This is a genomic window from Streptomyces malaysiensis subsp. malaysiensis (assembly GCF_040653035.1).
Classification (GTDB): Bacteria; Actinomycetota; Actinomycetes; order Streptomycetales; family Streptomycetaceae; genus Streptomyces; species Streptomyces malaysiensis.
On sequence record NZ_JBEZNG010000001.1, the window covers coordinates 219730 to 246555 of the forward strand.

General features: G+C 71.0%; 23 protein-coding genes. 9 read left to right on the plus strand and 14 right to left on the minus strand.

From position 1 onward, the window contains the following. Window positions 1-67: 67 nt before the first annotated feature. From AB0E24_RS00905 to AB0E24_RS00920, 4 genes are all read right to left on the minus strand, one after another. Window positions 68-1246: an RNA polymerase sigma factor gene (locus AB0E24_RS00905; protein WP_359374147.1), complete on the minus strand. Its 1179-nt coding sequence runs from the start codon at window positions 1244-1246 to the stop codon at window positions 68-70. A gap of 76 nt (window positions 1247-1322) precedes the next feature. After that, entirely contained in the window at window positions 1323-1544 is a 222-nt protein-coding gene (locus AB0E24_RS00910; protein WP_158525936.1) for a hypothetical protein, read from the minus strand. A 79-nt stretch (window positions 1545-1623) separates the two neighbouring features. Continuing rightward, a complete protein-coding gene (locus AB0E24_RS00915) occupies window positions 1624-1830 on the minus strand; it encodes a DUF397 domain-containing protein (protein ID WP_079259037.1) in 207 nt (68 codons plus the stop codon). A gap of 5 nt (window positions 1831-1835) precedes the next feature. Continuing rightward, the gene (locus AB0E24_RS00920) at window positions 1836-2711 is read right to left on the minus strand and encodes a helix-turn-helix domain-containing protein (RefSeq protein WP_359374150.1); all 876 of its coding nucleotides are present in this window, start codon (window positions 2709-2711) and stop codon (window positions 1836-1838) included. A 171-nt stretch (window positions 2712-2882) separates the two neighbouring features. Here AB0E24_RS00920 and AB0E24_RS00925 point away from each other — a divergent pair, with 171 nt between their 5' ends. The 3 genes from AB0E24_RS00925 to AB0E24_RS00935 are packed head-to-tail and all read left to right on the plus strand — an operon-like array spanning window position 2883 to window position 5479. Beyond that, a complete protein-coding gene (locus tag AB0E24_RS00925) occupies window positions 2883-3320 on the plus strand; it encodes an ATP-binding protein (protein WP_359374153.1) in 438 nt (145 codons plus the stop codon). Between the two features lie 54 nt (window positions 3321-3374). Continuing rightward, window positions 3375-3983, plus strand: a complete 609-nt coding sequence (locus AB0E24_RS00930; protein ID WP_359374155.1) for an acyl-CoA-like ligand-binding transcription factor — start codon at window positions 3375-3377, stop codon at window positions 3981-3983. 32 nt (window positions 3984-4015) lie between these two features. Further along, complete coding sequence (locus tag AB0E24_RS00935; protein WP_359374158.1) at window positions 4016-5479, plus strand: FAD-dependent monooxygenase; 1464 nt, start codon at window positions 4016-4018, stop codon at window positions 5477-5479. A gap of 80 nt (window positions 5480-5559) precedes the next feature. Here AB0E24_RS00935 and AB0E24_RS00940 read toward each other — a convergent pair whose 3' ends face one another. Both AB0E24_RS00940 and AB0E24_RS00945 read right to left on the minus strand, forming a co-directional pair. Continuing rightward, window positions 5560-6672: an ABC transporter substrate-binding protein gene (locus tag AB0E24_RS00940; protein ID WP_359374160.1), complete on the minus strand. Its 1113-nt coding sequence runs from the start codon at window positions 6670-6672 to the stop codon at window positions 5560-5562. Between the two features lie 156 nt (window positions 6673-6828). Then, window positions 6829-7614: a methyltransferase domain-containing protein gene (locus tag AB0E24_RS00945; RefSeq protein WP_359374163.1), complete on the minus strand. Its 786-nt coding sequence runs from the start codon at window positions 7612-7614 to the stop codon at window positions 6829-6831. Between the two features lie 157 nt (window positions 7615-7771). Between AB0E24_RS00945 and AB0E24_RS00950 the strand changes: the two genes are divergently transcribed. The 3 genes from AB0E24_RS00950 (at window position 7772) to AB0E24_RS00960 (ending at window position 12279) form a co-directional block, all read left to right on the plus strand. Beyond that, window positions 7772-9904, plus strand: a complete 2133-nt coding sequence (locus tag AB0E24_RS00950; protein ID WP_359374166.1) for a bifunctional polysaccharide deacetylase/glycosyltransferase family 2 protein — start codon at window positions 7772-7774, stop codon at window positions 9902-9904. A gap of 121 nt (window positions 9905-10025) precedes the next feature. Beyond that, window positions 10026-11255 (plus strand): LCP family protein, encoded by a 1230-nt coding sequence (locus AB0E24_RS00955; RefSeq protein ID WP_359374168.1) that lies wholly within the window; start codon window positions 10026-10028, stop codon window positions 11253-11255. 130 nt (window positions 11256-11385) lie between these two features. Beyond that, window positions 11386-12279, plus strand: coding sequence for a carbohydrate ABC transporter permease (locus AB0E24_RS00960; protein ID WP_371351290.1), 894 nt, complete (start codon window positions 11386-11388; stop codon window positions 12277-12279). Window positions 12280-12402: 123 nt separating this feature from the next. Here AB0E24_RS00960 and AB0E24_RS00965 read toward each other — a convergent pair whose 3' ends face one another. The 4 genes from AB0E24_RS00965 to AB0E24_RS00980 all read right to left on the minus strand — a co-directional run bounded on the left by AB0E24_RS00965 (window position 12403) and on the right by AB0E24_RS00980 (window position 17470). Then, the gene (locus AB0E24_RS00965; protein ID WP_359374171.1) at window positions 12403-13566 is read right to left on the minus strand and encodes a hypothetical protein; all 1164 of its coding nucleotides are present in this window, start codon (window positions 13564-13566) and stop codon (window positions 12403-12405) included. After that, entirely contained in the window at window positions 13557-14888 is a 1332-nt protein-coding gene (locus tag AB0E24_RS00970) for a hypothetical protein (RefSeq protein ID WP_359374174.1), read from the minus strand. Before AB0E24_RS00970 ends, AB0E24_RS00965 begins: the two co-directional genes overlap by 10 nt. A gap of 91 nt (window positions 14889-14979) precedes the next feature. Next, entirely contained in the window at window positions 14980-16200 is a 1221-nt protein-coding gene (locus tag AB0E24_RS00975; protein ID WP_359374177.1) for a helix-turn-helix transcriptional regulator, read from the minus strand. 244 nt (window positions 16201-16444) lie between these two features. After that, the gene (locus tag AB0E24_RS00980; RefSeq protein ID WP_069866736.1) at window positions 16445-17470 is read right to left on the minus strand and encodes an ATP-dependent 6-phosphofructokinase; all 1026 of its coding nucleotides are present in this window, start codon (window positions 17468-17470) and stop codon (window positions 16445-16447) included. 224 nt (window positions 17471-17694) lie between these two features. Here AB0E24_RS00980 and pta point away from each other — a divergent pair, with 224 nt between their 5' ends. From pta to pyk, 3 genes are all read left to right on the plus strand, one after another. Next, window positions 17695-19800 (plus strand): phosphate acetyltransferase, encoded by a 2106-nt coding sequence (gene pta / locus AB0E24_RS00985; protein ID WP_079259026.1) that lies wholly within the window; start codon window positions 17695-17697, stop codon window positions 19798-19800. Next, on the plus strand, window positions 19797-20942 hold the full coding sequence (locus AB0E24_RS00990) for an acetate kinase (RefSeq protein ID WP_099014988.1): 1146 nt from the start codon (window positions 19797-19799) through the stop codon (window positions 20940-20942). Before pta ends, AB0E24_RS00990 begins: the two co-directional genes overlap by 4 nt. A gap of 72 nt (window positions 20943-21014) precedes the next feature. After that, window positions 21015-22442: a pyruvate kinase gene (pyk, locus tag AB0E24_RS00995; RefSeq protein ID WP_069866742.1), complete on the plus strand. Its 1428-nt coding sequence runs from the start codon at window positions 21015-21017 to the stop codon at window positions 22440-22442. Between the two features lie 111 nt (window positions 22443-22553). On the opposite strand, the gene AB0E24_RS01000 is transcribed toward pyk, so the two are convergent. From AB0E24_RS01000 to AB0E24_RS01015, 4 genes are all read right to left on the minus strand, one after another. Beyond that, entirely contained in the window at window positions 22554-23912 is a 1359-nt protein-coding gene (locus tag AB0E24_RS01000) for a hydrogenase expression protein HypF (protein WP_359374183.1), read from the minus strand. Further along, window positions 23890-24420 (minus strand): DUF6114 domain-containing protein, encoded by a 531-nt coding sequence (locus AB0E24_RS01005; protein WP_069866746.1) that lies wholly within the window; start codon window positions 24418-24420, stop codon window positions 23890-23892. Before AB0E24_RS01005 ends, AB0E24_RS01000 begins: the two co-directional genes overlap by 23 nt. 137 nt (window positions 24421-24557) lie before the next feature. Then, the gene (locus AB0E24_RS01010) at window positions 24558-25175 is read right to left on the minus strand and encodes a DUF6230 family protein (protein WP_069866748.1); all 618 of its coding nucleotides are present in this window, start codon (window positions 25173-25175) and stop codon (window positions 24558-24560) included. Between the two features lie 563 nt (window positions 25176-25738). Beyond that, window positions 25739-26710 carry a tetratricopeptide repeat protein gene (locus tag AB0E24_RS01015; RefSeq protein WP_069866750.1) on the minus strand — a complete coding sequence of 324 codons (972 nt, stop codon included), beginning with the start codon at window positions 26708-26710 and terminating at the stop codon, window positions 25739-25741. Window positions 26711-26826 lie beyond the last annotated feature (116 nt).

The window sequence follows — 26826 nt, forward strand, 5'->3', positions numbered from 1 at the left end:
CCCGAAGTCCGCCCAGACGGCAGGGGCGCTGAACCCGGCCGCACCGCCGCCGCCAAGCGATCCTCACTCAGCGTCTCGCTGCCTCCACGCCGGCCTTGTCCCAGGTGAAGACACCCCGACAGTCGGAATCGGAGTCGGTGCGCCGCACGGTGAGGGTCAGGGCTCGGGCCCGCCGCGGGACTTTCCCCGTCAGCGCCCTGGATTCGAGAGCGTTGTGGGTGGTCATGGTGCCGGAGACGACCTGCCGGGAGCCCGCCACGATGGACCACCGTACGGAGATGTCGTTGAGGCCGCAGCCGTCCAGCCATAGGTGGCCACGCAGGGCCCGGGAAGTACCGGCCCCGTCCAGGTCGAGCGTGGTGATCAGCGGCTCACTGGTCGAGAGCCGCCACCACCACTGGTTCTCAGGGCACCGCGGATAGCTCCTTGCCAAGCAACTCTCCAGGTCCGACCGGCTCAGCGTCGGCTTGGCCCCTGACGCGTAATCCAATCCAGGGGTGCCGTCGGCGGAACGGCTGACGACGATCACAACCACGGCACATGCGGTGAGGCCCAGGGCCGTCACGGCCGCCAACCATTCCGCCCCGTACGTCTTGATCCGCCTGCCCTCTCGCTTCAGCGTGTGGGCCAGCTTCCCGATGCCGGTGACGATCAACACCACGAGTCCGCCCACCCCACTGGCCATCGAGTCCGGTGGATGCACCAGAGCGATCGACACGGCACACGCGAGCAAGATCAACCACAGCAGGAAGAGCCCTGCCAACTCGGCGCGGAGTTTGGACAGTGCGCGGGCCCGATGGGCCGACACCGTCCCAGTCCGCACACGCAGCTCGGCGGCGACATCGGAGCGCGGCAACCCGTGCTCCACCGTTCCCTCGACCGCGCCACGCTGCAAAGGAGTCAGCCGCTCCTTGGCCGCGGCGATCTCGCTCGCCGTCTCCTGCCGCAACACGCGGTGCTCGACGGAGGAGTTCCACTCCTGCTCACGCGCGGCCGCGTCTGCCCCGCTCAGCGCGGTCTCGTCAGCGGCGGCCAGAGCCGACGAGGAGGTCCGACGGCCTTCCCGGGCGGCCCTGCGGATCGCGTTCCGAGCCACCCTGTACGCGTACCGATCGGCCCGCCGGATCTCTGCCTTCGCGGTGTGCAGCTCCAGCCAGGTGGACTGGACCACATCGTCGGCATCCAACCGGCCCGACGGGACGCCCTGTTGTCGCAGTTGGCGCTTGGCGTAGGCGCGAAGCTCCACCCTCCAAAACCGCCCGTTGTCACGGTCCAGCTCAGCCACCGTCAGGCCACCGCTCCTGTGGCGACCGCCCACAGCTTTATCGCGCACGCCCGCCGCCCTCCGTCCGGGCCGTCCGCACGTACCACATCGCGCCGTCCCGCCCGCGCCCTCCCAGCTCAACCCCTTCCGGCGCCCTGGCGGCCGCCGCGGTCAGCCGGGCCCGCCCGCGCAACACCCACACCTCGGCGGCGGCAGCGGCCAAACGGACCAGCACGGACCAGCCCGCGCCGAGCACCGGAAGGAACAAGGGATCGATCATCACATCGCCTCGCGATCGGACGGCCGCATCCTGATGACGCGGCACACGACCGGTACGGGCGCGATGGGCACCGAATCCGTTACCCCGACGCCGAACTTTCTTCGTCTGGCCCCCGCCGCACCGCCGCCGCGAAGGTCTGCCACGCGGCGGGGGTGAACCGGAGTATTCGACCCTCCGGGTCCTTGGAATCACGTACCGCCACGGCGCCGGGCACGTTCGTCGCCACCTCCACGCATTCGCGCTCAGGGTCGCTGTGGCTCGACTTGCGGAATGCGAAAGCAGGCATCGGGGTTACAGCTCTCCGCTCAGGCTGGTGATGAGTTCCAGGGAATCGTGCTCGTCGAGGGCGTGCGCGGCGATTCTCTCGAACAACTCATCGTGTTGTGCAGCCGCATCTCCGCCTTCGACCCAGAGCCGCCTGAACGGAACCTCCATGTACACCACGTCCATCGCTCCGGGTTCAGCGAAGGAGATGATGTTGAACGTGCAGTTCATCCCATGGCGGGCCCCCGCGCTGAACGGTAGAACGCGCAGGTTGACGCTGTCCTTCCGGGCCACGGCGACCAGATGGGCCAACTGCCCACGCATCACGTCCGCGCCACCGCTGAGGTTCCGCAGCGCTGCCTCGTAGACCACTGCCCGCAGTGAGAGCTGCGGAGCCTCATCAAGCCGCCGCTGGCGTGCGAGCCTCGCCGCCACGAACTCCTCATGGTCGCCGCCCGCCGACGGAGCATCACTCCGGAGCGCTCGGATGTAGTCCGGAGTCTGCAAGAGTCCCGGGACGAAGGTGAGTTGCCATGCCTTGATGGCTGTGGCCGCGTTCTCCAAGGCGACGTATTCCTGCATGTCCCCGAGGTTCGGGAACTCGTTCCACCAGCCCTTCGCCTTGCGGCGCTCACGGTCGATCCGAGCCAGCTCCAGCAACCCGCCCACCGCCTCTGGGTCGCTCAGCCCGTACAGCTCGCACAGCGCGCGGATGTCCGGGTCCCGCATCGGGACCCAGCCGCCCTCCATCTTGGCGACCTTGGTCGTGGAACCGGTAAGCACCTTGGCGGCGTGGGTCTGCGTCAGGCCCGCCGCAGTACGGAGCTTGGTCAGCTCACCACCGAGCCTGCGTCCCAAAACGGTCGAGGTGCTATTGCCCTGCATCGGCTGACTTGTCGTCACGCGCACAGTCTGGCCGCCCGGCGCGGCCGCCGCAAACCAGATCGGGGGAAATCCTCCAAGAGGAACTTGTGCACCGCAAGGCGACAAGGCTACGGTCCGTGATGAACCGCTCGCACAGGGACGTCAGTTGGCGGATCCACTCCGCCCTGCCCTGCCCACTGGAGGTACGCGATGGCATTCGCGCCCCAAGACCCCCGGACCCCGGACCCCGTCGTCCACGAGGGCCGCGTCGACTACGTCCCGACAGCGATAAGCGTGACCAGGGCCCGCCGGCACGCCGCGCGGCTGATCGCAGACTGGGGCCATCCCGCGCTCGCCGACGATGTGTCGCTCATCGTGTCCGAGCTGGCCACCAACGCCATGCGGCACGGCAGCATCCCCGGGCGGCTCTTCCGCGTCCAGCTGACGCTCACCAAAACCCGTCTGCGCATCGCCGTATCCGACCCCCGGGGCGAGCGACTCCCCCGGCCCCGCCACCCATCGCCCCGCGACAGGCACGGCCGCGGCCTGCTCATCGTCCGCGCCCTCGCGGACCGCTGGGGCGTACGCGAGCGCACCACCGGCAAGGAGATCTGGGCCGAACTGGACCTGACCGCCTCGCCCACCTAAAACTTGCGGAACCCGCAGATTTGCGTGGCACGCAAATTTTGTTACGCTCGGCCCATGGGGCTACGAGAGCGCAAGAAGGCCCAGACGCATGCGGCACTCAGTTGGGCCGCGGTGCGGCTGGCCGTGGAGCGTGGGTACGACAAGGTGAAGGTGGAGGACATCGCGGAGGCCGCCGGTGTCTCGCCGCGTACGTTCAACAACTACTTTTCGAGCAAGGCCGAGGCGATCGCCTTCCACCATCTCGACCGCTGTCTGCGCATCGCGGAGTCGCTGCGCGAGCGGCCGGAGGGGCCGTTGTGGGACGCGGTCACCCAGTCCGTGCTGCGGCAGTTCGAGCCGGACGAGGAGGCGATCGCGCATCCGCCCGCCACCGACGCGGCGCAGTGGACGGCGGGTGTGCGGGTGATGGTGGAGGAGCCCGCCCTGCGGGGCGAGATGCTGCGGGCGGGGGCCGTCGCCGAGGCCGAGATCGCCGTGGCCGTCGCCGAACGCACCGGGGGCGACGCCGAGCGGGACCTCTACCCGCACCTCGTCGCCTCCGCGGTCATGGGCGCGGTCAACACCGCCATCGCCCACCATCTCCGCACCGACCCGGGCGTTCCGGTGCGCGACCTCATCACGGACGCCCTCGCCCGGATCGCGGCGGGGCTGTCCACCCCGTAAGCCCTCAACCAACCTGCCCCGAAAGGGAATTCATGATTGACGTCGTCATCGCGGGCGCGGGGCCCAACGGGCTGATGCTCGCCTGCGAGCTCGCCCTGGCCGGTGTGCGCCCGGTCGTCCTGGAACGCCTCACCGAACCGCACGACGCTCAGCGCGCCAACGGCCTCGTGGGCCAGGTCATCCGCATGCTCGACCGGCGCGGGCTGTACGAGCGGCTGCTCGCGCCCGGTACCGCGCCCACCCCGCCCGAGCCGACGGACCGTTTCACCTTCGGCGCGTTCCCGCTCCACCTGGGCGATCTGCCGGACAACCCGCTCTACACGTTCCTGGTGCCGCAGCGGCGGATCGAGCGCATGCTCGCCGAGCGCGCCGCCGAGCTGGGCGTCGACATCCGCCGTGGCCACGAGGTCGTCGGCCTGACGCAGGGCGAGAAGTCGGTGACGGTCGAGTTGCGCGAACAGGCCCCGATCGAGGCGGAGTTCGTGGTCGGCGCAGACGGCGGGCGCAGCGCGGTCCGGAAACTCGCCGGGATCGCGTTTCCCGGTGTGACGACGGACGACTCGGTGTCGCGCACCGGACATGTGAGCGTGCCGCCGGACGCGATCGGTGCCGATGGCGGCCTGACCGTGCCCGGTTTCGGCGTCGTACCGCCGTTCCAGCATCTGCGGACCGAGCGGGGGCTGATCGCCTGGGCGCCGTCCCTGGACGGTGACCCGAAGCTGATCACCGTGGAATGGGGGCAGCCGGCCGAGGGCGAGGCATCGCTGGACGAACTGCGGGCCAGCGCCCGCCGGGTGCTCGGCGCGGACATCACCCTCGGCCCGCCGACCGGGCCGGGACCGCATCTGATGAGGCGGCTGTTCGGCGGCAACACCCGGATCGCCGAGCGGTATCGCGCGGGCCGTGTCCTGCTGCTCGGCGACGCCGCGCATGTGCACTCGGCGATCGGCGGCCCGGGGCTCAACCTGGGCCTCCAGGACGCGGTGAACCTCGGCTGGAAGCTGGCCGCCGAGGTGCGCGGCCACGCGGCGGAGGGGCTGCTGGACACGTACGGCTCGGAGCGGCACCCCGCGGCGCGGCGGGTCGCCATGCACACCCAGGCGCAGTCGCTGCTGACCCGGCCGGGCGGCGATGTGACAGCGCTGCGCGAACTGCTCGGCGAACTGCTCGACCAGCCCACGACACGGCAGCACATCGCGCGGATGCTCTCCGGCGCGGACATCGCCTACGACATGGGCCCGGCCACCGGACCGCTCGTCGGCCACTGGGCGCCGGACCTGCCGGGTCTGCGCGATCTGACCCGCACCGCCCGCACGCTGCTGCTGGACCCCACCGGCACTCTCGACCCGGGCCCCTGGTCGGCCCACGTCGACACCGTGACCTTCCCCGGCCTCGACACCGCGCTGCTGCTCCGGCCCGACGCCTACGTGGCCTGGCAGGGCACCACGAGCGACGGGCTGCACGAGGCGCTTGCCACCTGGTTCAGGCCCGCCTGAGGTTCGGACGGCTCCGGATGGCTCCGGATGGCTCCGGACGGCTCCGGACGGCTCCGGGCGGTCGGAACCTCCGTGTGCCCTCAGCCGGTGTGCAGGATCCGAAAGCGCTCGGGTTCCGCCGGATCCCGGTCAACGACCTGGACCGGCGCCCAAGCCCACTGCCACACGCTGATGTCCGGTGTGCGGGAGAAACGGATCCGCCCGCGGGTGCCCTCGACCGTGACCCGCGGCCAGGATTCCGCGATACGCGCCCGGTCCACGCCGTGCGAACGCAGCACATCGGCGAGGACGGCCACCGTGTCGTAGCCCTCGAAGGCGACGAAGGAGGGCGCTTCGGCCAGCCGCTCGCGCAGGGCCGTCCCGACCCGTGTGCCGAGTGGGCCGAGGCGCTCGGGCAGATAGCGCAGGAACGGGATCGCGGCGCCGTCGTCGCCCAGCGACGTCGCCCATCCGGCGAACTCCGGCTGCCCGGCCGGAGCACCGATCATGACCTCGGCGAGACGCGGATCGCGGCGGACGGCCCGGACGATCGGCACCGCCGGCTCCGGGTGGCCGACCAGCAGAAGGAGGGCAGTCGCGCGATGGCCGACGAGTTCATCGCACACCGCCGTGGGGCTGAGCGCGCCCATGTCGAGTTCGATGACGGTGCCGCCGCGTGGAACGAGGTGGTCCCGCAGCACGCGGGTCCCGGACGCCCAGTAGACACTCGGCTGGGCCGCCACGGCGATACGGCTGTGGCCCGCGCCGAGGAGGAAGTCCGCGTAGATCCGCCAGCCGTGGGACTGCGCCGGGGCGAGCCGCGCGACCCATTCCGTCGGCTGCTCGGTGAGCGCGTCGAGAACCGCTGATGAGCAGAGAAACGGCAGGCCCAGGGCGTCGGCCCTGGCGGCGGCGGCACGAGCGACGACGCTGTGATACTCCCCCGCCAGGGCGGCCACGCCCAGTCCGGCCACTTCATCGACAGCCGCCGCGGCCCTCCGCGGATCGGCCGCGGTGTCCCGGACCACCAGCTCCAGCGGTCTTCCGGCGATCCCGCCGGTGTCATTGACCTCGCGCACGCCCAGCTCGAGTCCGGCGAGCAGGTGCCGGCCCGCCTCGACCCAGCCGGGCCGAGTCAGCGGAACGAGAGCGCCGATCCGGACGGCTGATCCGTCGGTCCGTTCCACTCCAGGTGGCGATGGCGGCGTATTCATGCGCGGGCGTCCCCCGTATGACGATTCGGCTGCGGCTCGATGCCGGACACTCCTTGTGCGGCTCGATGCCGGACATTGCATCCACCACCCTCGCCGACGGGCAACTGATTACTCGTCCGCCGAGCTCCCACCGGCCCGCGTCGAGGGCACGGTCGGCTACGCCTCCGCCACCACCACATACAGCGTCGCCGAGGCGAGGAACGGGCCGTGGGCCAGATGATCCAGCCACTCGGCCGCCTGCGCCTCGGTGAGATACCCGGCCCCGACGGCGCGACGGGTGGTGCGCTCGAACCCGAACACCCGGTCCGCCGAGCGGACATCGCGGAAGACCTGGGTGACCGGCATGACCTCCGGTACGCGGAACCCGGCGCCGGTGGCGAGACGGGCGAGCTGGCGGCCGATGGCGGCGTTGCGGACCACCCGCTCGGTGATGTGGCGGGTGTAGGCACGGGAGAGCGCCGGGTCGGGGTGGTCGACGGCAAGGGTGTCCCAGTCGGGCTCGCCCATCACCAGCCGTCCGCCGGGCCGCAGGACCCGGTGGAACTCGGCGAGGGCCCGCGCCGGATCGTCCACATGCTGGAGCACCCGGTCGGTGCGGGCGCGGTCCACCACGGCGTCGTCCAGGGGGAGGGCGTGGAGATCGCCCCGCCGTAGCTCGACGCACTGATGCGCGGCGGTGCGCGCCGCCGCCCCGTCCAGCATCTCCTGATCGCGGTCGACCCCGATGACCGTACCGCCGGGGGCCACCGCCTCGGCGAGGGCGGGGAGATCGGTGCCGGGGCCGCACCCCGCGTCCAGGACGGCCAGCCCGGCCCGGAGATCGAGGGCATCCAGCATCCGGCCCTTGTAGTCGCGTCCGGCGTCGCTCGCGGCGAGCCGGGTGAGGTAGTCGGCGGACGCGGGCCTGGTGGTCTCGAAGACGGACGAGTCGGCAGAACTCATGCGCGCCAGTCAAGCAGAGCCGCCCCGCGGCGGCGGCCGCTTCCGGGCGCTCACTACGCGATCCGGCCAGGCGGCGGGGAGCGTCCCGGGATTTCTTATCCATTCCCGCTGCTTCACCGGCCCCGCTCCCTGCCTCCCAACTACGGTGCGGCCAACCATGTTTGAGGGCAACCGGTCGAAAAAACGCCAGGAACCAAGCCACCTGACCCGAGGAGGCCGGCACAAGCGGTCCCGTGACCCGCGCGCGCACTGGCTGCTCCTGCTCCTCGTCCTGCCCGCCATGTTCGGCCTGCTGATGTTCCAGGGCTGGACCGACCACGAGGTCGACGCGGCGAAGACACGGCGGCCCTGCGCCAGCCCGGTGCCGCGGGCCCTGGCCGACGGCGGGCCGGTGGTGCAGATCAACGGCGACCGGGTGCGGACCGTGGGCATGCCCGCCGGAACGGTGGCGCTCACCTACGACGGCGGGCCCGATCCGGTCCAGACCCCGCGCCTGCTGGACCTGCTGCGCCGATACGACGCGCGGGCCACGTTCTTCGTCTCCGGCGCCAAGGCGGCCCAGCACCCGGAACTCGTACGCCGGATCCGCGCCGAGGGCCATGAGATCGGATCGAATACCTACACCGGCGCCGACATGGGCACGGCCTCCCCCACCCGATCCCGGATGGAGCTGTCCCTCACCGAGTCGGCGCTCGCGGGTTCGGTGGGGGTCCAGCCGAGGCTGCTGCGGCTGCCGCTGACCACCGATGTGGACACGCTGTGCGGCGACGAGTGGCAGGCCGCGCGGCGCGTCGCCGCGGAGGGCTACGCGCTGGTCGCCGCCGACCGGTCGGGCCGGAAGCCCTCGCAGGGGGTGGTCCGGCAGTTCAGCCAGACGGACACCGCGTACCAGGAGACGGAGAAGCTGCTCAAGGACCCGCGGGCCAGGAAGTTCACCACCGTGACCGGCGGGCTCGGCGTGCCCCCGGTCGACGTCCCGGTCTCCGGCCTCGAACGCTGGGAGGGCAAGGCGCTGATCTGGGTCGCGGCCATCGGCCGGGGCTTTGTGTCCACCATGGTCTGGGTGCTGGGGATCGCGGGGGCGCTGGGGGTGCTGCGGCTGCTGATGCTCGTGCTGTTCGCCCGCGCCCATGTCCGGCGGCTGACCCGCTTCCGGCCCGGCGCGCCCTGGCTGCGGCAGGTGAACGAGCCGGTGACGGTGCTCATCCCCGCGTACAACGAGGAGGCGGGTATCGAGGCCACCATCCGCTCGCTGCTCGCCTCCACCCATCAGCGCCTCCAGGTCGTCGTGATCGACGACGGCTCGACGGACCGGACGGCCGATATCGCCGCGAGCGTCGACGACCCGCGGGTGCTGGTGGTCCGCCGGCCCAACGCGGGCAAGGCCGCAGCCCTCAACACCGGCCTGGCGCACACCCGCCACGACATCGTGGTGATGGTCGACGCCGACACCGTCTTCGAACCCGACGCCGTCCACCAGCTCATCCAGCCGCTCGCCCACCCGGCCATCGGCGCGGTGAGCGGCAACACCAAGGTCGGCAACCGGCGCAGTCTGCTGGGCAGGTGGCAGCACCTGGAGTACGTCTTCGGGTTCAACCTCGACCGCCGGATGTTCGAGGTGCTGGAGTGCATGCCGACCGTGCCCGGCGCCATCGGGGCCTTCCGCCGGGACGCGGTGATGGGCGTCGGCGGGGTCAGCGAGGACACCCTCGCCGAGGACACCGACCTCACGATGGCACTGTGGCGGGCCGGCTGGCGGGTGGTCTACGAGGAGACCGCCATCGCCTGGACCGAGGTGCCCACCTCCCTGCGCCAGCTGTGGCGCCAGCGCTACCGCTGGGGCTACGGCACGCTCCAGGCCATGTGGAAGCACCGCCGCGCGGTGATCTCGCTGGGCTCGGTGGGGCGGTTCGGCCGCCGGGGCCTCAGCTATCTCACGCTCTTCCAGGTGCTGCTGCCGCTGCTGGCGCCCGTGATCGACCTCTTCGCGCTGTACGGGGCACTCTTCCGGGACCCGGCGGAGGCGGCCGGGGTGTGGTTCGGCTATCTCGCCGTCCAGACGGCGTGCGCCGGATACGCGCTGCGGCTGGACGGTGAGCGGATACGGGCACTGTGGTCGCTGCCGTTCCAGCTCTTCGTCTACCGGCAGCTGATGTATCTGGTGGTCATCCAGTCCGTGGTCGCCCTCCTGCTCGGGACGCGGCTGCGGTGGCACCGCGGCCGACGCTCCGGGACGGCCGCCCAGACGCTCGGCGAGGCGCCCGCGTACCGGAGCCTGACATCCCGGTGAGGGATGGCGGCGTGACGGCATGACGGATGGAGACCGGGTCGGCGTTCAACGCCGGGGCGAAGTTGTCATACCTCTATGAACGGACGGCGGCCCCCTCCGCCCCCTGGGCAGACTGCCGCCCATGAGCGATCGGTTGGACGGGTGGGCCGCCGCGAACCGGCCGTCGGGGCGAGCCTGGGAGATCTCCACGGCACAGACGCAGAGCATCCCCGCGTCCACGACCCAGGGCGTCCCCACCAGACCAGCCCCCTACCGGACCGGCCAGGAGACCAGCACCCCGGCACCCCCGCCCGCACGTGCGCCCACACCCGCCCCGGCCCCCGCCCCCACCGTCCGGCGCCGCGCCCCCAAGGAGCCCCTCAGCCGGCGCCGCCGGATCGTCCGGCTGGCCATCGTGGTGGTCTCCGCGCTGCTCCTCGCCTCCGGCAGCGCCTACGTCTGGGCCGACACCCAGCTCAACCGCGAGGTCGACCTCGGCAGGTCACCGGACCGCCCACCGGCCGGTAAGGGCACCAACTACCTCATCGTGGGCTCCGACAGCCGGGATGGCCTCTCCGAGCGGGCCAGGAAGAACCTGCGCACCGGCTCGGCCGAGGGCCGCCGCACCGACTCGATGATGGTGCTGCACACCGGCTCGGGCGGCACCACGATGCTGAGCCTGCCGCGCGACTCCTGGGTGACCATCCCCGGTTTCGTCCGCCCCGAGACCGGCAGGCGCTACAACCCGTCCTTGAACAAGCTGAACGCGGCCTATTCGATGGGCGGTGCCGATCTGCTCGTCGCGGCCATCGAGCGCAACACGGGGCTGCGCATCGACCACTACGCGGAGATCGGCTTCTCGGGGTTCGTGGACGTCGTGGACGCGGTCGGCGGGGTGCGGATGTGCGTGGACCGGAACATCAAGGACCCCAAGTCCGGGCTGGACCTGCAAAAGGGCTGCCACACGCTCGACGGCGCCAAGGCGCTCGCGTTCGTCCGCCAGCGCAAGCAGGAGGCCGACGGCGACCTGGGCCGCACCCGCAACCAGCAGAAGTTCCTGGCCGCGCTCGCCGACAAGGCCGCCACTCCGGGCGTCCTGGCCAATCCGTTCGCGGCCTTCCCGACGGTGCGCGCGGGCCTCGACACGCTCATCGTGGACAAGGACATGGGGCTGCCCGACCTGATGTCCCTGTTCGACGCGGTGAAGGGCGTCACCTCGGGCAACGGCGAACAGCTCAACGTCCCGGTGTCCAACCCCAACCTCCGGACCTCCAAGGGCAGCGCCGTGCAGTGGAACGTGACTCAGGCGCGGCGCCTCTTCGACCAGCTGCGGAACGACCAGCCGGTGACGCCCACCCCACCGACGCCGTAGGGCGCGAACCGCGCGCACGCCATCCGCGCACGCGTCTTCCGCGCACGCGTCTTCCCCCAGGCGCATAGCAACCGGTTTCATGGACGGACGCTGATCGACTGCGCTCGCAAGCGCGCGAGGAGGTCCGAGGTTGTCCGCGCTCTCCGCCCGCCCCGCCCGCACCTGGCCCCGCTCCGCCAAGTCCCGCCCCCGGCCCGCCTGGTCCCCGCGGCTGCGCCGCCGGCTGGCCGCCGACGCCGCGCTGCTGGTGGTCGCGGCCGCGTTTCTGCTCCCGCTCGCCTGGCTGGTCCTGGCCTCCATCGACAGCGACGCCACCCTGCGGGTCTCGGCTCCCGGCTCGCCCACGATGGAGAACTTCTCGGCGGTGTGGACGGACGAGATCACCTTCACGCCCATGCTCAACAGCCTGCTCCTGTGCGGCGGCGCCACCGTCCTGACCGTCGCCTGCGCGGCCCTCGCCGCGTATCCCCTCTCCCGCTTCCGCTCCCGGATCGTGCGCCCGTATCTGCTGACGGTGCTCTTCACCACCTGTCTGCCGATCACCGCGATCATGGTTCCGGTCTATGGGCTCTTCGTCCAGGTGGACCTCGTGGACACCATGTACGGCACGGCGCTCTTCCTCGCCGCCTCCCAACTCCCGTTCGCCATCTGGCTGATGAAGAACTTCATGGACGGTGTGCCGGTGATCCTGGAGGAGGCGGCGTGGACCGACGGCGCGTCCTGGCTCCAGAGCCTGACCCGGGTCATCCTGCCCTTGATGGGGCCGGGCATCACAGTGGTGATGATCTACAGCTTCATCATGATGTGGGGAAACTTCTTCGTCCCCTTCATGCTGCTGCTCTCCCCCGAGCAGCTCCCCGCGTCCGTCTCGATCTTCACCTTCTTCGGCAACTACGGCCAGGTGGTCTACGGCCAGCTGGCCGCCTTCTCGATCCTCTACTCCACGCCCGTGCTCCTGCTCTATGTGCTGATCTCCCGCCGCCTGGGCGGCGGCTTCGCCCTGGGCGGCGCCGTCAAGGGATGACGGCGCGGTCCCCACGGGGTGCCCGGCCGGTCTTTCCCCTCCCCACCCCTTCAGGGGCAGGGAGGGGAGCAGTCCGCCGCAGGCGTCAGGATCCGGCGGACAACCCCTCGTTCGGCCGGTGGTTCAGCCCTTGGGCAACGTCGGCGCCGCGCAGCCGTGGTGTTCGGCCGAGGCGGCGGCGAAGGCCGCCAGCGCGGCGCGTTCATAGGCGAGGTCGGGGCGGCGGCGGGTCTCGCCGTCGGCGGCGTCGGCGCGGATGAGGTAGAGGGCGGACTCGGCGCCGTGGGGGCAGGTGGCACCGGCCCAGTAGGCGCTGCGGCCGAGCCGTCCGGCGGGCTTCTCGGCGGGGGTCACGTTCTCGTAGTCGTAGTCCCGGGTGTACTGGGAGCGGGCGTCCTCCGCGTAGGGGCCGTAGTACGCCTCCAGCCGGTAGAGCGGTGAGCCGTCGCGCGTGCCGAGCACGCAGCTCTCGAGCGGTGCGCGGTCGCGGGCGGTCTCACGGGCGGTGGAGACGGCCGAGCGCGCGGCGGTGGGGACGGCCGCGCAGGTGCCGCCCGCGTCGAGCAGCGGCTCGTACTCGTCCTCGTTCACCGGCAGGCCGACCGTGCGGACCGGTTTGCCCAGGCGCGCACCGCAGCCCCAGTGGTCGTTGGCCGCCTCGGCGGTGGCCGTGGCGGTGCGGACGAAGTCGGGGCGTACGGCGGGGTCGTCGAGGGTGGTGGCGCCGCGCAGCGCGGTCTCGACGGTGATCAGCAGGCTGTCGCCGCGCCGGGCGCAGTCGAGCAGCACGGCGGTGGTGGCCGTGCCGTCCTCGGCGTCGTCCAGGCGTGCGGTCTCGGTGGCGAACAGACCGGACCAGCCGTGGCCGAGGGGGACGGGAAGCGTGCGCCGGGCGGGTACGGCGGTGTAGAGCTCACCGTATCCGTACTCGGCGCGGGGGCGGGGCGAGCCCGCGATGGAGACGGCGATGTGGCCGGTGCCCTCGGCGGCGATCCGGCAGTGTACGGAGAGGGTGTTGGCCCGCTTGCCGCCGCCCTGCCCGGTCTTGGCGGCCTTCCCGCCGAAGGTGCCCTCGGTGCGGTTGGTCACATCCAGTCCGGCCTCGTCGCCGCCGAGCAGCGCGCGGACCTCGCCGGTGGGGAGCACCCCGTCGCAGGCGCCGTCCAGCGCCCGGTCCTCGCTGCCCGAGAACCAGACGAACGCCCCGGTGAGAGTGGCCAGCGCCACCGCGACGGCCACCAGGGCCCGGACCTGGCGCCGGGTGAGGGCGGGTCGGGTCAGTGCCACTGCTCCACCTCCCCGAGCACCGTGGTGTCGCGGCAGTCCGCGGAGGCGGGCCAGCCGTCCTCGGCGTCGAGATAGCGGTCGAGGACCGTACGCGCGGCGGTCGACAGCCTGGCACGGTCCTTGCCGCTGATGACGGCCGTCTCGCCGTCCTCGAGCCGGATCTCGGGGAAGACGGCGACCCGGTGGTAGGTGGTGCGGCCGCCGCACACCGAGCGTGCCCACAGGGCGAGTTGGGGGCGTCCGGAGTAGGCGGAGACGCGGTCCTCCTGCCGCGTATCGGAGCCCGCGTCCGCCTCGGAGGGGCGCTTGTCCTGCTGCGCGCCCCACCCGGGCACATGGCCCTCGCGTTCGTAGGAGTTGTAGGCCGACCGGCCGAGGACGCCCGACCAGCTGGCCGCGTCGACCTCGGTGATCTGCCACTCCTTCGGGCGCGGGCGCTCTCCGGCGTTCTTCTCCGCGTCCCATTCCCCGGCGCACGCGCTCAGACCGGTGGACTCCTGGAGATCGCCGAGGGTGGTCCAGGTGCCGGAGGCGACACCGGGGAGCGAGGAGCCGTCGATCCACTCGCATTTGCGCAGGCCCCGGCCGGGCGCGCCGTGGGTCTCGTCCGTGTCCAGCACGGCGGTCGGCGTCATGAGCGGGCCGGAGCCGCAGTGCTGGGCCTTGGTGAGGGCGTTGGCCACATGAACGGCGGTACGGAAGCCGAGGAGCGCGGTGGCGCGGCCCGGTTTGCCACTCGCCGCCGTCGCCCCGTCAGTCCTATCAGCCCCGTCAGTCCCATCTGCCCCGTCGGCCCTGTCAGTCCCATCGGTCACCCGGGCCGTCACATACAGATCGGTGGTGGGCCGGACCCGGCCGCCGAGCCCGCCCAGGCAGTCGGCCACCAGCCAGGCTCCCCACTTGCCGTACTGGCCGGTGGTGCCCGGCGCCACGAACGTGCCGTGGCCACCGGCCGGTTCCAGGAGGTCCCGGGTCCGCACGGGCTGGGGCACATCGGAGACCAGCGCCTCGGCGTGGACCGTGACCCCGTGGCCGTCTCCCCACGACAGCGAGCAGTCCAGCAGCGAGCGGCTCTGCCGACCGGGGGCGAGCACCGTGCCGTGCTGTGCGAGCTCGCCCGGCCGCTCGTCACGCACCAGCCGTTCGAGGTCCCGGTACGGCAGGGTGCCGTCGCACGCCTTCCGCAACTGGGCCCGGTTGGCGGCGAGATGACCGCCGCCGCTGTCCCCGGTCACGAGGACGGCTCCCGCGATCCCCACCACCGCCATCAGTACGACAAAGGGCGTGCGGCGCTGCCACACACGGCCCCATAAACCACGCATCCCGCCCGTAACTCCTCACATAACCTGACCAGTTCCCCCTTGATCAGGCGGGGACAGTACCAGAGGAGCGGAACGGACCAGGCGGCGCGGGCTACCCCTCCGCCCCGGAAGACCGCTCCCTCCCGCCGGAGGGCCGCTCCTCCGCCCCGGAGGGCCGCTCCTCCGCCCCGGAAGGCCGCTCCTCCGCCCCGGAAGGCCGCTCCTTCGCCCCTGAGTCCACCGGGTCGAAGCGGAAGACCTGCCCCGGGGCGCCGGACCGGCACGGCAGCATGACCACATGGGCCCAGCGCCGGGTCGTGCCGTCGGGCAGCCCCAGACACTCGTCGGTGTGCGCGGGCCGCAGCCGGAACCCCTCGGCGGGCCGGTCGACGGCCTCCAGCCGGAACTCCTCGCCCGCGCCCCGGGTTTCGCAGTAGTCGTCACCCAGCCAGGCGCCCTCGGCCTTGCTCTGGCCCATGATCCCGGAGCAGCCGGGGCCGTGCTCGGGGTGCAGGGTGGCGATCCGCCACAGCCCGTCGTCCAGGCGCTGGAGCGAGAACGAGGGGAAGACCTCCGCGCACGGCGCCTGATAGACCCAGGCGGTCTTGTCCTGGCGGCGTTCGGACAGGCACAGCGAGGAGTGGACGGCCCGAATCCGGTACTTCCCGGGCGCGGGCGCCGCGCCGTCCGGGGAGACCGCCACGGACCCGCCCTTGTCGACCCGTCCGCCGCGCCCCTCACCGCCTCCACCGCCGCCGTCATGCGCCCGCCAGGCGAGCACCGCCGCGATGGCGGCCACGACGACGGTCAGCCCGAGCGCGGCGCTCAGCATCGGCATCCGGGAGCGCCGGGCACCTGCCTCGGCCGTAGGGGAGGCGGAGGCGGCGGCCGACACGGGCTCACCGTGCTCGCGCGGCTCCAACGAATCCAACGACCCGACCTGGCCGACATCCAACGACCCGACCTGACCGACATCCGGCGCCCCGCCAGGGCCGGAGGCGGGCGGCGCGGCGGCGTCCGGGAGGGGGCCCGCGCCCGGTTCGCCGGCCCGGGTCGCGAGGTCCTTGCGGACGGCCAGCCAGACGGTGAGCTCCGCGGGTCCCACACCGCAGGCCCGCACGAAGGCCGCGACCAGCTCCTCGCGGGGCAGCGTGGCGCGCCCGAGCATATTGGCGACCGTGCTGCGCGGCAGTACGTCCCCCACCGCGTCGGCCCGCGCGGAGAGTTCCCGATAGGTCAGCCGGGACCAGTCCTTGAGCGCTTGCAGCGCGGTGATGAACTCGTTCGCGCTCCGCGCCCGCCGTGGATCCGGAGCTCTGTCGGCATCGGCCATCTGTGGTTGTCTCCCCCGCCGTTGTGTCCCCACCCAGGTGTCCCGGCCCTGTCCGGGACTGCTCCGGAACATGTCCCGGACACGGAACAGCCTTGTTCACTCCGGCCGCCTGTTCAAGGCTGAACCTCGCCAACGGCATACGGCCGTGGCGGCCTTGACCTTCCACGGGGGGATGGTCAAGGCCGCCACGGCCGGTGAAGAACGGAGAAGACGGAGAGCGAGGGGAGAGCGGGGCCGTGCCGGATCAGAAGACCGACTCGGCCTCGTCCATGCGGTCGACCGGAACGGTCTTGAGCTCGGTGACCGCCTCGGCGATCGGCACCATCGTGATGTCGGTGCCGCGCAGCGCGGTCATCATGCCGAAGTCGCCGCGGTGCGCCGCCTCGACGGCGTGCCAGCCGAAGCGGGTGGCCAGCACGCGATCGTACGCGGTGGGCGTGCCACCGCGCTGCACATGGCCCAGGATGACCGGGCGGGCCTCCTTGCCCAGGCGCCGCTCGAGCTCGGCCGCGAGGCGGTTGCCGATACCGGTGAACCGCTCATGGCCGTACTGGTCGATCTCGCCCTTCTGGTAGTCCATGGCGCCCTCGGCCGGATGCGCGCCCTCGGCCACGCAGATGACGGCGAACTTCTTGCCGCGGGCGAACCGCTCCTCGACCATCTTCACCAGCCCGTCGACCTCGAAGGGCCGCTCCGGCAGGCAGATGCCGTGGGCGCCGCCCGCCATTCCGGACTCCAGCGCGATCCAGCCCGCGTGGCGCCCCATGACCTCGACGACCATGACCCGCTGATGGGATTCGGCGGTGGTCTTGAGCCGGTCCATGGCCTCGGTGGCGACGCCGACGGCGGTGTCGAAGCCGAAGGTGCGGTCGGTGGAGGAGATGTCGTTGTCGATCGTCTTCGGGACGCCGACGATCGGCAGCCCCGCGTCGGAGAGCATCCGCGCCGCGGTGAGCGTGCCTTCACCGCCGATCGGGATCAGCACATCTATCCCGTAGTCCCGGGCGTGGTCCTTCGAGGTCTCGCACGCCTCGCGCAGCCGGGCGCGCTCCAGTCGGGAGGAACCGAGGATGGTGCCGCCGCGGGCGAGGATGCCGCTGACGGCGTCGAGGTCCAGCTTGCGGTGACGGCCGTCGAGGAGCCCCTTGAAACCGTCCTCGAATCCGATCACCTCGTCTCCGTGGCCGGCGACCGCGCGGTGCACCACCGACCGGATCACAGCGTTGAGACCGGGGCAGTCGCCGCCTGCGGTGAGAACTCCGATGCGCATCGTGCTGTGTCTCCTGCTCCCTACGGGTAGATGTGAGCCAGTCCGATTGTTTCATGGGCCGGGTGGTGCTGTATCCCCCGAGCGACAAGCGCCTTAATCAGGGTCGCAGGTATTGTCAAGAGGACCGGGCCATCCAATGTGGCCAATTTGTGTCCGTGATGCGCACACAACGCAAACACCGACCAACGACCGACGAACGAACGCCAGAGGAACGGAGAGCACGCGTGACACGCAGCGTGTACGTGACGGGGGTCGAGCGTGGCGACGGACGCCAGGTCGTCGAGCTGGGAGTCATGGAGCTCCTGACCCGCCATGTCGACCGGGTCGGCGTCTTCCGCCCCCTGGTGCACGACGATCCCGACCGTCTCTTCGAGCTGCTGCGGGCGCGCTACCGGCTCGGCCAGTCATCGGAGTCCGTCTTCGGTATGACGTACGACGACGCGGCCACACTCCAGGCCGAGCGCGGCACCGACGAACTGGTCTCGCAGCTGGTCGGCCGCTTCCACGAGGTCGCCGACGCGTATGACTACGTCCTGGTGCTGGGCAGCGACTACGCGGCCACCAGCCTCCCCGACGAGCTGGGGCTGAACGCGCGGCTGGCCAATGAGTTCGGCGCCTCGGTGATCGCGGTCGTCGGCGGCCAGAAGCAGACCGCGGAATCGGCCGGCGCCGAGGCGCACAACGCCTACCTCGCCTATGAGGCGCAGGGCTGCGATGTGGTCGCCGTGGTCGTCAACCGGGTGACGCCCGGGGACCGCGGGGCCATCGCCGAGCGGCTGGCCGCCAAGCTGCCGGTGCCCAGCTATGTGCTGCCCGAGGACGGGTCCCTGTCGGCGCCCACCGTCTCCCAGATCGTCCGCACCCTGGGCGCCGAGGTGCTGCTCGGCGATCACACCGGGCTCTCCCGGGATGTGCGGGACTTCGTCTTCGGCGGCGCGATGCTGCCGACCTTCCTGCCCGCGCTGACCGAGGGCTGTCTGGTGGTGACGCCCGGGGACCGCGCGGATCTGATCGTCGGCGCGCTCGCGGCGCACAGCGCGGGCTCCCCGCCGATCGCCGGGGTGCTGCTCACCCTGGCCGAGCGGCCGGGTCCGGACATCCTGGCGCTGGCCTCGCGGCTGGCTCCGGGGACCCCGGTGGTGTCGGTGGCGGGCGGGTCCTTCCCGACCGCGGCCGAGCTGTTCGCCATCGAGGGCAAGCTCACGGCGAGCTCACCGCGCAAGGCGGAGACCGCGCTGGGCCTCTTCGAACGGCATGTGGACACCGCCGCGCTGACCGAGCGGATCTCGGTGGGCCGCTCCGGCCGGGTCACCCCGATGATGTTCGAGCGCGAGCTGATCGAGCGGTCCCGGTCCGACCGCCGCCGGGTGGTGCTGCCCGAGGGCGCCGAGGAGCGGGTGCTGCGCGCCGCCGACGTACTGCTCCGCCGCGATGTGTGTGATCTCACACTGCTGGGCGAGGAGGAGGCGATCCGCAAGCGCGCCGCCGAGCTCGGCATCCAGCTCGCCGAGGCCCAGATCATCGATCCGCAGACCTCGCCGCTGCGGGAGCGCTTCGCCGAGGGCTACGCCAAGCTCCGCGCCCACAAGGGCGTCTCCTACGAGCTGGCGTACGACGTGGTGGCCGATGTCTCCTACTTCGGCACCCTGATGGTCCAGGAGGGGCTGGCCGACGGCATGGTCTCGGGCGCGGTGCACTCCACCGCCGCCACCATCCGGCCCGCCTTCGAGATCATCAAGACCGCCCCGGGCGCCCAGATCGTCTCCTCGGTCTTCTTCATGTGCCTGGCCGACCGGGTGCTGGTGTACGGCGACTGCGCGGTCAACCCCGACCCGGGCGCCGAACAGCTCGCGGACATCGCCATCCAGTCGGCGACGACCGCCGCCCGGTTCGGGGTGGAGCCGAGGATCGCGATGCTGTCGTACTCCACCGGCACCTCGGGCTCCGGCGCGGATGTGGACAAGGTCCGCAAGGCGACCGAGCTGGTCCGCGAGCGCCGCCCCGATCTGCTGGTCGAGGGCCCGATCCAGTACGACGCGGCGGTGGACGCCGCGGTCGCGGCGACCAAGCTGCCCGAGTCCGAGGTGGCGGGCAAGGCCACCGTGCTGATCTTCCCGGACCTCAACACCGGCAACAACACCTACAAGGCCGTCCAGCGCTCGGCGGGCGCCGTCGCGGTCGGCCCGGTGCTCCAGGGTCTGCGCAAGCCGGTGAACGACCTGTCCCGCGGGGCACTCGTACAGGACATCGTCAACACCGTCTCGATCACCGCCATCCAGGCCCAGTCCACCGCAACGGCGTCCCCGACACAGAAAGCGCAGTCCGCGTGAACGGCTCCCGAGTGCTCGTCCTCAACTCCGGCTCCTCGTCCGTGAAGTACCAGCTGCTGGACATGGCCGACGGGTCCCGTCCGGCCTCCGGCATCGTGGAGCGGATCGGTGAGGGGCCCGTCGCCGACCATGCGGCGGCCCTCAAGCAGGTGGCCGACGAGCTGGCCGCGAAGGGCCTGGGCCTGGATTCGCCCGAGCTGGCGGCGGTCGGCCACCGGGTGGTGCACGGCGGCACCCGGTTCACCGAGCCGACCCTGATCACCGATGAGGTGGTCGAGGAGATCGAGAAGCTGATCCCGCTGGCCCCGCTGCACAACCCGGCCAATGTCACCGGGATCAAGGTGGCCCGCTCGCTGCGCCCGGACCTGCCGCAGGTCGCGGTCTTCGACACCGCGTTCCACTCGACCATCCCGGAGGCGGCGGCGCGCTACGCGATCGACGTACGGACCGCCGACCGCTGGGGGGTGCGGCGCTACGGCTTCCACGGCACCTCGCACGCCTATGTCTCCCGGGCCACCGCCGCGCTGCTGGGCAAGGACCCCGCGGAGGTCAACACGATCGTGCTGCACCTGGGCAACGGGGCCAGCGCCTCGGCGGTGCGCGGCGGCCGCTGTGTGGAGACCTCGATGGGGCTGACCCCGCTGGAGGGGCTGGTGATGGGCACCCGTTCGGGGGATATCGACCCGGCGGCGATCTTCCATCTGTCCCGGGTGGGCGGCATGTCGACCGATGAGATCGACACGCTGCTCAACAAGCGCAGCGGGCTGGCCGGGCTGTGCGGGGACAACGACATGCGCGAGATCGGCCGCCGGATGGGCGAGGGCGATCAGGCCGCCCAGCTCGCCTTCGACATCTACATCCACCGGCTGCGCAAGTATGTGGGCGCGTACACCGCGGTGCTCGGACGGGTGGACGCCATCGCGTTCACCGCCGGTGTGGGGGAGAACTCCGCGGCGGTGCGGGAGGCGTCGATGCGCGGCCTCACCGCGTTGGGCATCGAGGTGGACGGCGTCCGCAACACACTGCGCTCCGCCACGGCACGGCTGATCTCCACCGAGTCCAGCCGGGTCGCGGTGGCCGTGGTGCCCACCGATGAGGAGCTGGAGATCGCCAGCCAGACGTTCGACCTGGTCAGCGCGTAGTCTCCGCCATCCGCTCCGCTATGCCCATGACTGAAATATTCCGCTCCGAAACAAACCGATAGGATCTGCCTCATGCGCCGTTCCAAAATCGTCTGCACTCTGGGCCCCGCCGTCGACTCCTACGACCAGCTGAAGTCCCTCATCGAGGCCGGGATGAACGTGGCCCGGTTCAACATGAGCCACGGAAGCCACCCGGAGCACGAGGAGCGGTATCACCGCGTCCGCAAGGCATCGGAGGAGACCGGCCACGCGGTCGGCGTCCTCGCCGACCTCCAGGGCCCCAAGATCCGTCTGGAGACCTTCAAGGACGGGCCGGTGGAGCTGGTCCGCGGTGATGAGTTCGTCATCACCACCGAGGACGTGGAGGGCGACCGGACCATCTGCGGCACCACCTACAAGGGTCTGCCGGGCGATGTGTCCAAGGGCGACCAGGTCCTGATCAACGACGGCAATGTCGAGCTGCGGGTCACCTCGGTCGAGGGCCCCCGGGTGCGGACCATCGTCATCGAGGGCGGGGTGATCTCCGACCACAAGGGGATCAACCTGCCGGGTGCGGCGGTCAATGTGCCCGCGCTGTCCGAGAAGGACATCGAGGACCTGAGGTTCGCCCTGCGGATGGGCTGCGACATGGTCGCCCTGTCCTTCGTCCGGGACGCGGGCGACGTCCGGGACGTCCACCGGGTGATGGACGAGGTGGGCCGCCGGGTGCCGGTGATCGCCAAGGTGGAGAAGCCGCAGGCGGTCGCCAATATGACGGAGGTCGTCGCGGCCTTCGACGGGGTGATGGTGGCCCGTGGTGACCTCGCGGTGGAGTATCCGCTGGAGAAGGTCCCGATGGTGCAGAAGCGGCTGATCGAGCTCTGCCGCCGCAACGCCAAGCCGGTGATCGTCGCGACCCAGATGATGGAGTCGATGATCACCAACTCCCGGCCGACCCGGGCCGAGGCGTCCGACGTCGCCAACGCGATCCTGGACGGCGCCGACGCGGTGATGCTCTCCGCCGAGTCCTCGGTCGGCGCCTACCCGGTCGAGACCGTCAAGGTGATGTCCCGGATCGTCCAGGCCGCGGAGCAGGAGCTGCTCTCGCGCGGTCTCCAGCCGCTGGTGCCCGGCAAGAAGCCGCGCACCCAGGGCGGTTCGGTGGCCCGCGCGGCCGCCGAGATCGCCGACTTCCTGGGCGCCAGGTCGCTGGTGGCCTTCACCCAGTCCGGCGACACCGCCCGCCGGCTCTCCCGCTACCGCGCCCAGCAGCCGATCCTGGCCTTCACCACCGATGTGGCCACCCGCAACCAGCTCACGCTGAGCTGGGGCGTGGAGTCCTTCGTGGTGCCGTATGTCGAGCACACCGACGCGATGGTCGACCTGGTCGACGCCGAGCTGTCGAAGCTGGGCCGCTACGCCGAGGGCGACACCATGATCATCACCGCCGGTTCGCCGCCCGGCGTCCCCGGCACCACCAACATGGTCCGGGTGCACCACCTGGGCGGCGCGAGCCAGTAGGAGCGCCGAAACGCGCCTGCGGGCACCGTCTCCGAATGGAGGCGGTGCCCGCAGGCGGTTCCCTCCTCGCGGAGGGTGTGCGGCTCCCGAACGGGTCCGTACGCTCCCGGGTCACTCCCCGGTCTTGAACAGATGCATACCCGGTACGGTCAGATCGCCGCCGAACTGACCGGCCTGCTTGACCGTGACATCGGTGAAGAACACCTCGGGGATGTTCACCGGCGGCGGGCTCTTGGGGCTGAAGGTGATCGGGATGAGCCCCAGAAGGTTCCCCTTCAGCTCCTCGGTGTACATGGTCACCGTGCCGTTGCGAATGGTCGAGGTGGACCCCTCGCGCGCCTGCACATGTGTGGTGGTCCCGGCCGGGCCCACCACCAGCTGGTGCAGATCCTTGATGTCCACGGCCGAGGCGGTGAACTTCAGGACCTTCTTGATCTGCCCGCCCTGCGTCTTGACCTCCACGATGCCCGCGTAGTCCAGGCCGTGCAGGGTGAGCAGCGTGCTCTTGAGGGTCCAGGGGTCCTCGGGCAGCAGGTTCGCGGTCGGGTCGGTCTCGGCGTTGTCGTACGCGTCGGCGTCGAACTCCGGGCAGGGGAACGCCTCCTTGCCGCCCTCGCCCTTCGAGGCGGACGGTGAGGGCTTGGGAAGCGCCTTGTCCGCCTTGTCCTTGGCGTCGTCGACGGTCTTGCCCACCTCGTCCACGGTGTCCTTGACGCCCTTGCCCACCTTGTCCACCGTGTCCTTGACCGGATCGGCGGGCTGGTCGGAAGACTTGGACCCGGAGGACCGGGACGGGGACGGCGACGAACTGGGCGAGGCGCTCGACGAGGGGCTCGGCGAGCCGCTCGGCTCGGCCGACTCCTGCTCGGCCTTCTCCTCGGGCGTGAGGATGTCGTGGAGCGCGTCCCCGAGTCCCAGCGGGTCCAAGGGGTTCTTGGACTTGGAGGGGCTCGGCGAGGCCGAGGGCTCCTTCGGCTCCTCCCCGGCGTCGGACGACGGCGCGGAGGGGGAACCGGACGGAGACGTCGTGGGGGCGGCCTTGTCGTCCCGGGACGTCCCCTGGCCGTCCGAGGACTCCTCGGAGCCCTTGGAGCCCTTCTCGGACGAGCCCTTCGAACCCGCGGCGTCCTTGCCGTCCTTGGCGTCCTTCTCTTCGGGCTTGGACTCCGAAGCGTCCTTCTCGCCCTTGGCGTCTTCCTTGTCCGCCTCGTCCGGCTGGGACACACACGGCCCGGCCTTGTACCGGTCCTCGGGCCTAGGGCTGGCCGAGGCGAGCTGCGGAGTGAGCCCCATGCCCATCAGCACGGCCGTCGGCATGGCGGCCAGCGCTATGGCCTTGCCGGCGGGCACCTGAAGGCGGGTGAGTACCGACTTCTTCGGTGCCGCGTGCCGCGGCCCGGTTCTGACCCGGCGTGGGCTCACTCCCTCCGGCTGCTCGGGTCGGTCTTCACCCCGCACGGTGCCTCCCATTCCTGGCTTCCTGGTCCGGTGCGGACCCGGCCCCGGCCGGCTCCGGCACGCTCTCACCGTTCCCGTCGTCCTCTGGTGCGGCCCCCGGCCCCTGGGCCGGCTGCGCGGAGGGCGCCTCACCGGGTGCCCAGGCGATGCTCATGCCGCCGCCGAACAGCGCGAGCAGGAATCCCATCAGGAAGCCGCCGATGTTCGAGACGGGGATCGACACCAGGCCGAGCAGGATCGTGGCGACTCCGGCGAACACCCGCACCATGGGCTGGAACCACATGGTCAGGCCCAGGACCACCAACAGCACCCCGATGATCAGCGAGGCTGATCCGGCGGTGGTGGACATGTTGATGGTGAATCCGCCCGCGTTGACGTTGTTGTACGGGAAGTACATGATCGGTACACCCGCCAGCAGGCTCAACAGCCCGGCCCAGAACGGGCGCTGCCAGCGCCATGCCCTGAAGGACTCCCGCCAACGGCTGATGCGGTCACTCGCCCCCGGCGACTCGGCACTCATCGAAAACAGCTCCCTGGGGCTGGCGATCGGTGTGATCGCGGTTGTTCTACAGCAGTACTAGCGTGGCGCATACGCGCTGCTGGTCGATGCCCGGGTGAGGGGCAGCGCCGCGGCCCCCCACCCTTCAGCTCAGCGGATCAGAAGCACTCGTTCTTGCCCTTGCTGACCTTCATCGAAAGGCCGGAGAGCTTGAACGTGCCCGCGCTGGTGGCCCAGGCGGTCTGCTTCACACCGACAAGCGTCGCGGAATCGGCCTGCTGGGCGAAGGAACCGGGATCGGCCTTGTCGCCCTTCTTGATGCTGGGACCCTTGTTGATGTCACCGGCCGCGACGCCGATGTCGATCCCGCGGAACGTCGCGTCCGCATCGAGCTGGTCGAGATCGATGAAGAGGTTCTTGGCCTCGACCTGCTTGCTGCCGTTGCCGGCCGACAGCTTCAGCGACACATCGCCGAAGAGCGGGACCGGGATCACGACGGACTGGCAAAGGCCCTTGAGCTTCGCGCTCTTGAACGCCGACACCGCCACCGGGACGTTCTTGCCCCCGTGCTGGGTGTCAAGCGCGCCGTACTGCGCGAACCCGGTGCCGTCGAGCCGGTCGACCGAGACCTTGAACTGCTGACCGGACACGTTGAACGAGGCCGCGAGCGCACCCTGGGACAGGGCGACGCCGATCGCGGCCGTGGCAGCAACGCTCGGCACCATGACAACGGCGAACCGCTTCCATCTGGTGCCGCCACGAGCCACGGACTCCATGACTTTCCTCCTTCTCGGACGTACATCTCCGGCCGGGGCGAGGCCCCGGACCTGGGATGGGAGAAGTGCTACGTCCTCGGGAAGGAGAGCGCCCACGTCTCACAGGCGCACACCGCACCCGCAACACCGGCGATCACCCCCGAGCGACAACCACTGGCCACGCAATCTCGCGCAACCTCCTGGACAGGCCCTGCCTTGTGGGCAGAGACCCCCCTGTCCACGGTCGGCGCCACTGCCGCCGACCTGCCCGGTGGGGACCCAACCACACCGACGCGCCGACCGGATGCCGAGCTACCGGGGGGATGGACCGAGCTTGGCCGATCGTGGTCCATTCGCGGCTTGGGCACAAGGGGTTCGTTACTAGCGAGTAACGGACGGATAACCGAACTGCGGCAGGACGGTCGAGATCGGGCACACAGGGTTGCCGGACGGTGACCGGAAAGAGAGGGAGATTTACTCCAAGACCGGACAAAGGCCCGGTCCGCATTTACTGGCAGTAACAGCGACCGCGTTTACCAAGTTTTGGTAAAGAGCGGTCGCTGTGTTGTTTGAGGAGCCGGAGGTCAGAACAGCACCCGCGCCAACGCGCCGCGCGCCGCCACCACTCGGGGGTCCTCACCGCCGATCACATCGAACAGACTCAGGAGATGAACGCGGGCCGCGTTCCGGTCCTCACCCGCCGTACGGCGCACCGCCTCCACCAACCGCCCGAAGGCGTCCTCCACATGACCGCCCACCAGGTCGAGGTCGGCCGCGGCGATCTGGGCCTTGACATCGGCGGGGCTCTCCGCGGCCGCCTTGCGCACCTGGGCGGCGTCCACACCCTGAACGCGCTCCAGCAACTGGGCCTGGGCCAGGCCCAGCCTGGCCTCCTCGTCGGCGGGGTCGTCGGCGAGCACGTTCTGGTACGCGCGCACCGCACCGCTCAGGTCACCGGCGTCCAGCGCCTGATGGGCCGCGGCGAGCGCGATGTCCCGCGGCGACTCGGGCACGGCCTGCTCGACCTGCTCGTCGGCCTCGGCCTCGGCGCCCGGTTCGACAGGTGTACCCACGATGCCGAACTGCTGCTCCGCGGCCTGGATCAGCTGGTCCAGCACCTGGCGGATCTGTGCCTCGGGCGCGGCGCCCTGGAAGAGCGGCACCGGCTGGCCCGCGATCACCGCGAAGACCGCGGGGATGCCCTGGACACCGAACTGCTGGAAGAGCATCTGGTTGGCGTCGACGTCGATCTTCGCGAGGACGAACCGCCCCGCGTACTCCGTGGCCAGCCGCTCCAGGACGGGGCCGAGCTGCTTGCACGGCTCGCACCACTCGGCCCAGAAGTCGATCACGACCGGCACTTCGGTGGAGCGCTGGAGGACGTCCTGCTGAAAACCCGCCTCGTCGACATTGAAGATCAGACGGCCGGGCGTGACTCCGCCCCCGGTACGGGCCGCCTCGGCCCGTGCCCGCTCCGCCTTCTGCTTCGCTTCTCCGGCCGCCTTCACCGCGGCGAGGTCGACCACTCCACTCATGGACATGTTCCGTGGCTGCATGGTCCCATCCTCCCCTCTTCCCACGGCGAAGGGAAAAGCGCACCGGCCGATGGCCCGGCCGTGGCACACCCTTACGCTACGAGCCGTAGCGTAACTCACCCGGGACGATGTGCGGT

Bases quoted from the DNA above. Each gene is read 5' to 3' on its own strand.
- AB0E24_RS00910 (WP_158525936.1), bottom strand. From the start codon at position 1,544: ATGATCGATCCCTTGTTCCTTCCGGTGCTCGGCGCGGGCTGGTCCGTG.
- AB0E24_RS00915 (WP_079259037.1), bottom strand. From the start codon at position 1,830: ATGCCTGCTTTCGCATTCCGCAAGTCGAGCCACAGCGACCCTGAGCGC.
- AB0E24_RS00925 (WP_359374153.1), top strand. From the start codon at position 2,883: ATGGCATTCGCGCCCCAAGACCCCCGGACCCCGGACCCCGTCGTCCAC.
- AB0E24_RS00930 (WP_359374155.1), top strand. From the start codon at position 3,375: ATGGGGCTACGAGAGCGCAAGAAGGCCCAGACGCATGCGGCACTCAGT.
- AB0E24_RS00935 (WP_359374158.1), top strand. From the start codon at position 4,016: ATGATTGACGTCGTCATCGCGGGCGCGGGGCCCAACGGGCTGATGCTC.
- AB0E24_RS00940 (WP_359374160.1), bottom strand. From the start codon at position 6,672: ATGAATACGCCGCCATCGCCACCTGGAGTGGAACGGACCGACGGATCA.
- AB0E24_RS00945 (WP_359374163.1), bottom strand. From the start codon at position 7,614: ATGAGTTCTGCCGACTCGTCCGTCTTCGAGACCACCAGGCCCGCGTCC.
- AB0E24_RS00950 (WP_359374166.1), top strand. From the start codon at position 7,772: ATGTTTGAGGGCAACCGGTCGAAAAAACGCCAGGAACCAAGCCACCTG.
- AB0E24_RS00955 (WP_359374168.1), top strand. From the start codon at position 10,026: ATGAGCGATCGGTTGGACGGGTGGGCCGCCGCGAACCGGCCGTCGGGG.
- AB0E24_RS00970 (WP_359374174.1), bottom strand. From the start codon at position 14,888: ATGCGTGGTTTATGGGGCCGTGTGTGGCAGCGCCGCACGCCCTTTGTC.
- AB0E24_RS00975 (WP_359374177.1), bottom strand. From the start codon at position 16,200: ATGGCCGATGCCGACAGAGCTCCGGATCCACGGCGGGCGCGGAGCGCG.
- AB0E24_RS00980 (WP_069866736.1), bottom strand. From the start codon at position 17,470: ATGCGCATCGGAGTTCTCACCGCAGGCGGCGACTGCCCCGGTCTCAAC.
- pyk (WP_069866742.1), top strand. From the start codon at position 21,015: ATGCGCCGTTCCAAAATCGTCTGCACTCTGGGCCCCGCCGTCGACTCC.
- AB0E24_RS01000 (WP_359374183.1), bottom strand. From the start codon at position 23,912: ATGGGAGGCACCGTGCGGGGTGAAGACCGACCCGAGCAGCCGGAGGGA.
- AB0E24_RS01005 (WP_069866746.1), bottom strand. From the start codon at position 24,420: ATGAGTGCCGAGTCGCCGGGGGCGAGTGACCGCATCAGCCGTTGGCGG.
- AB0E24_RS01010 (WP_069866748.1), bottom strand. From the start codon at position 25,175: ATGGAGTCCGTGGCTCGTGGCGGCACCAGATGGAAGCGGTTCGCCGTT.
- AB0E24_RS01015 (WP_069866750.1), bottom strand. From the start codon at position 26,710: ATGCAGCCACGGAACATGTCCATGAGTGGAGTGGTCGACCTCGCCGCG.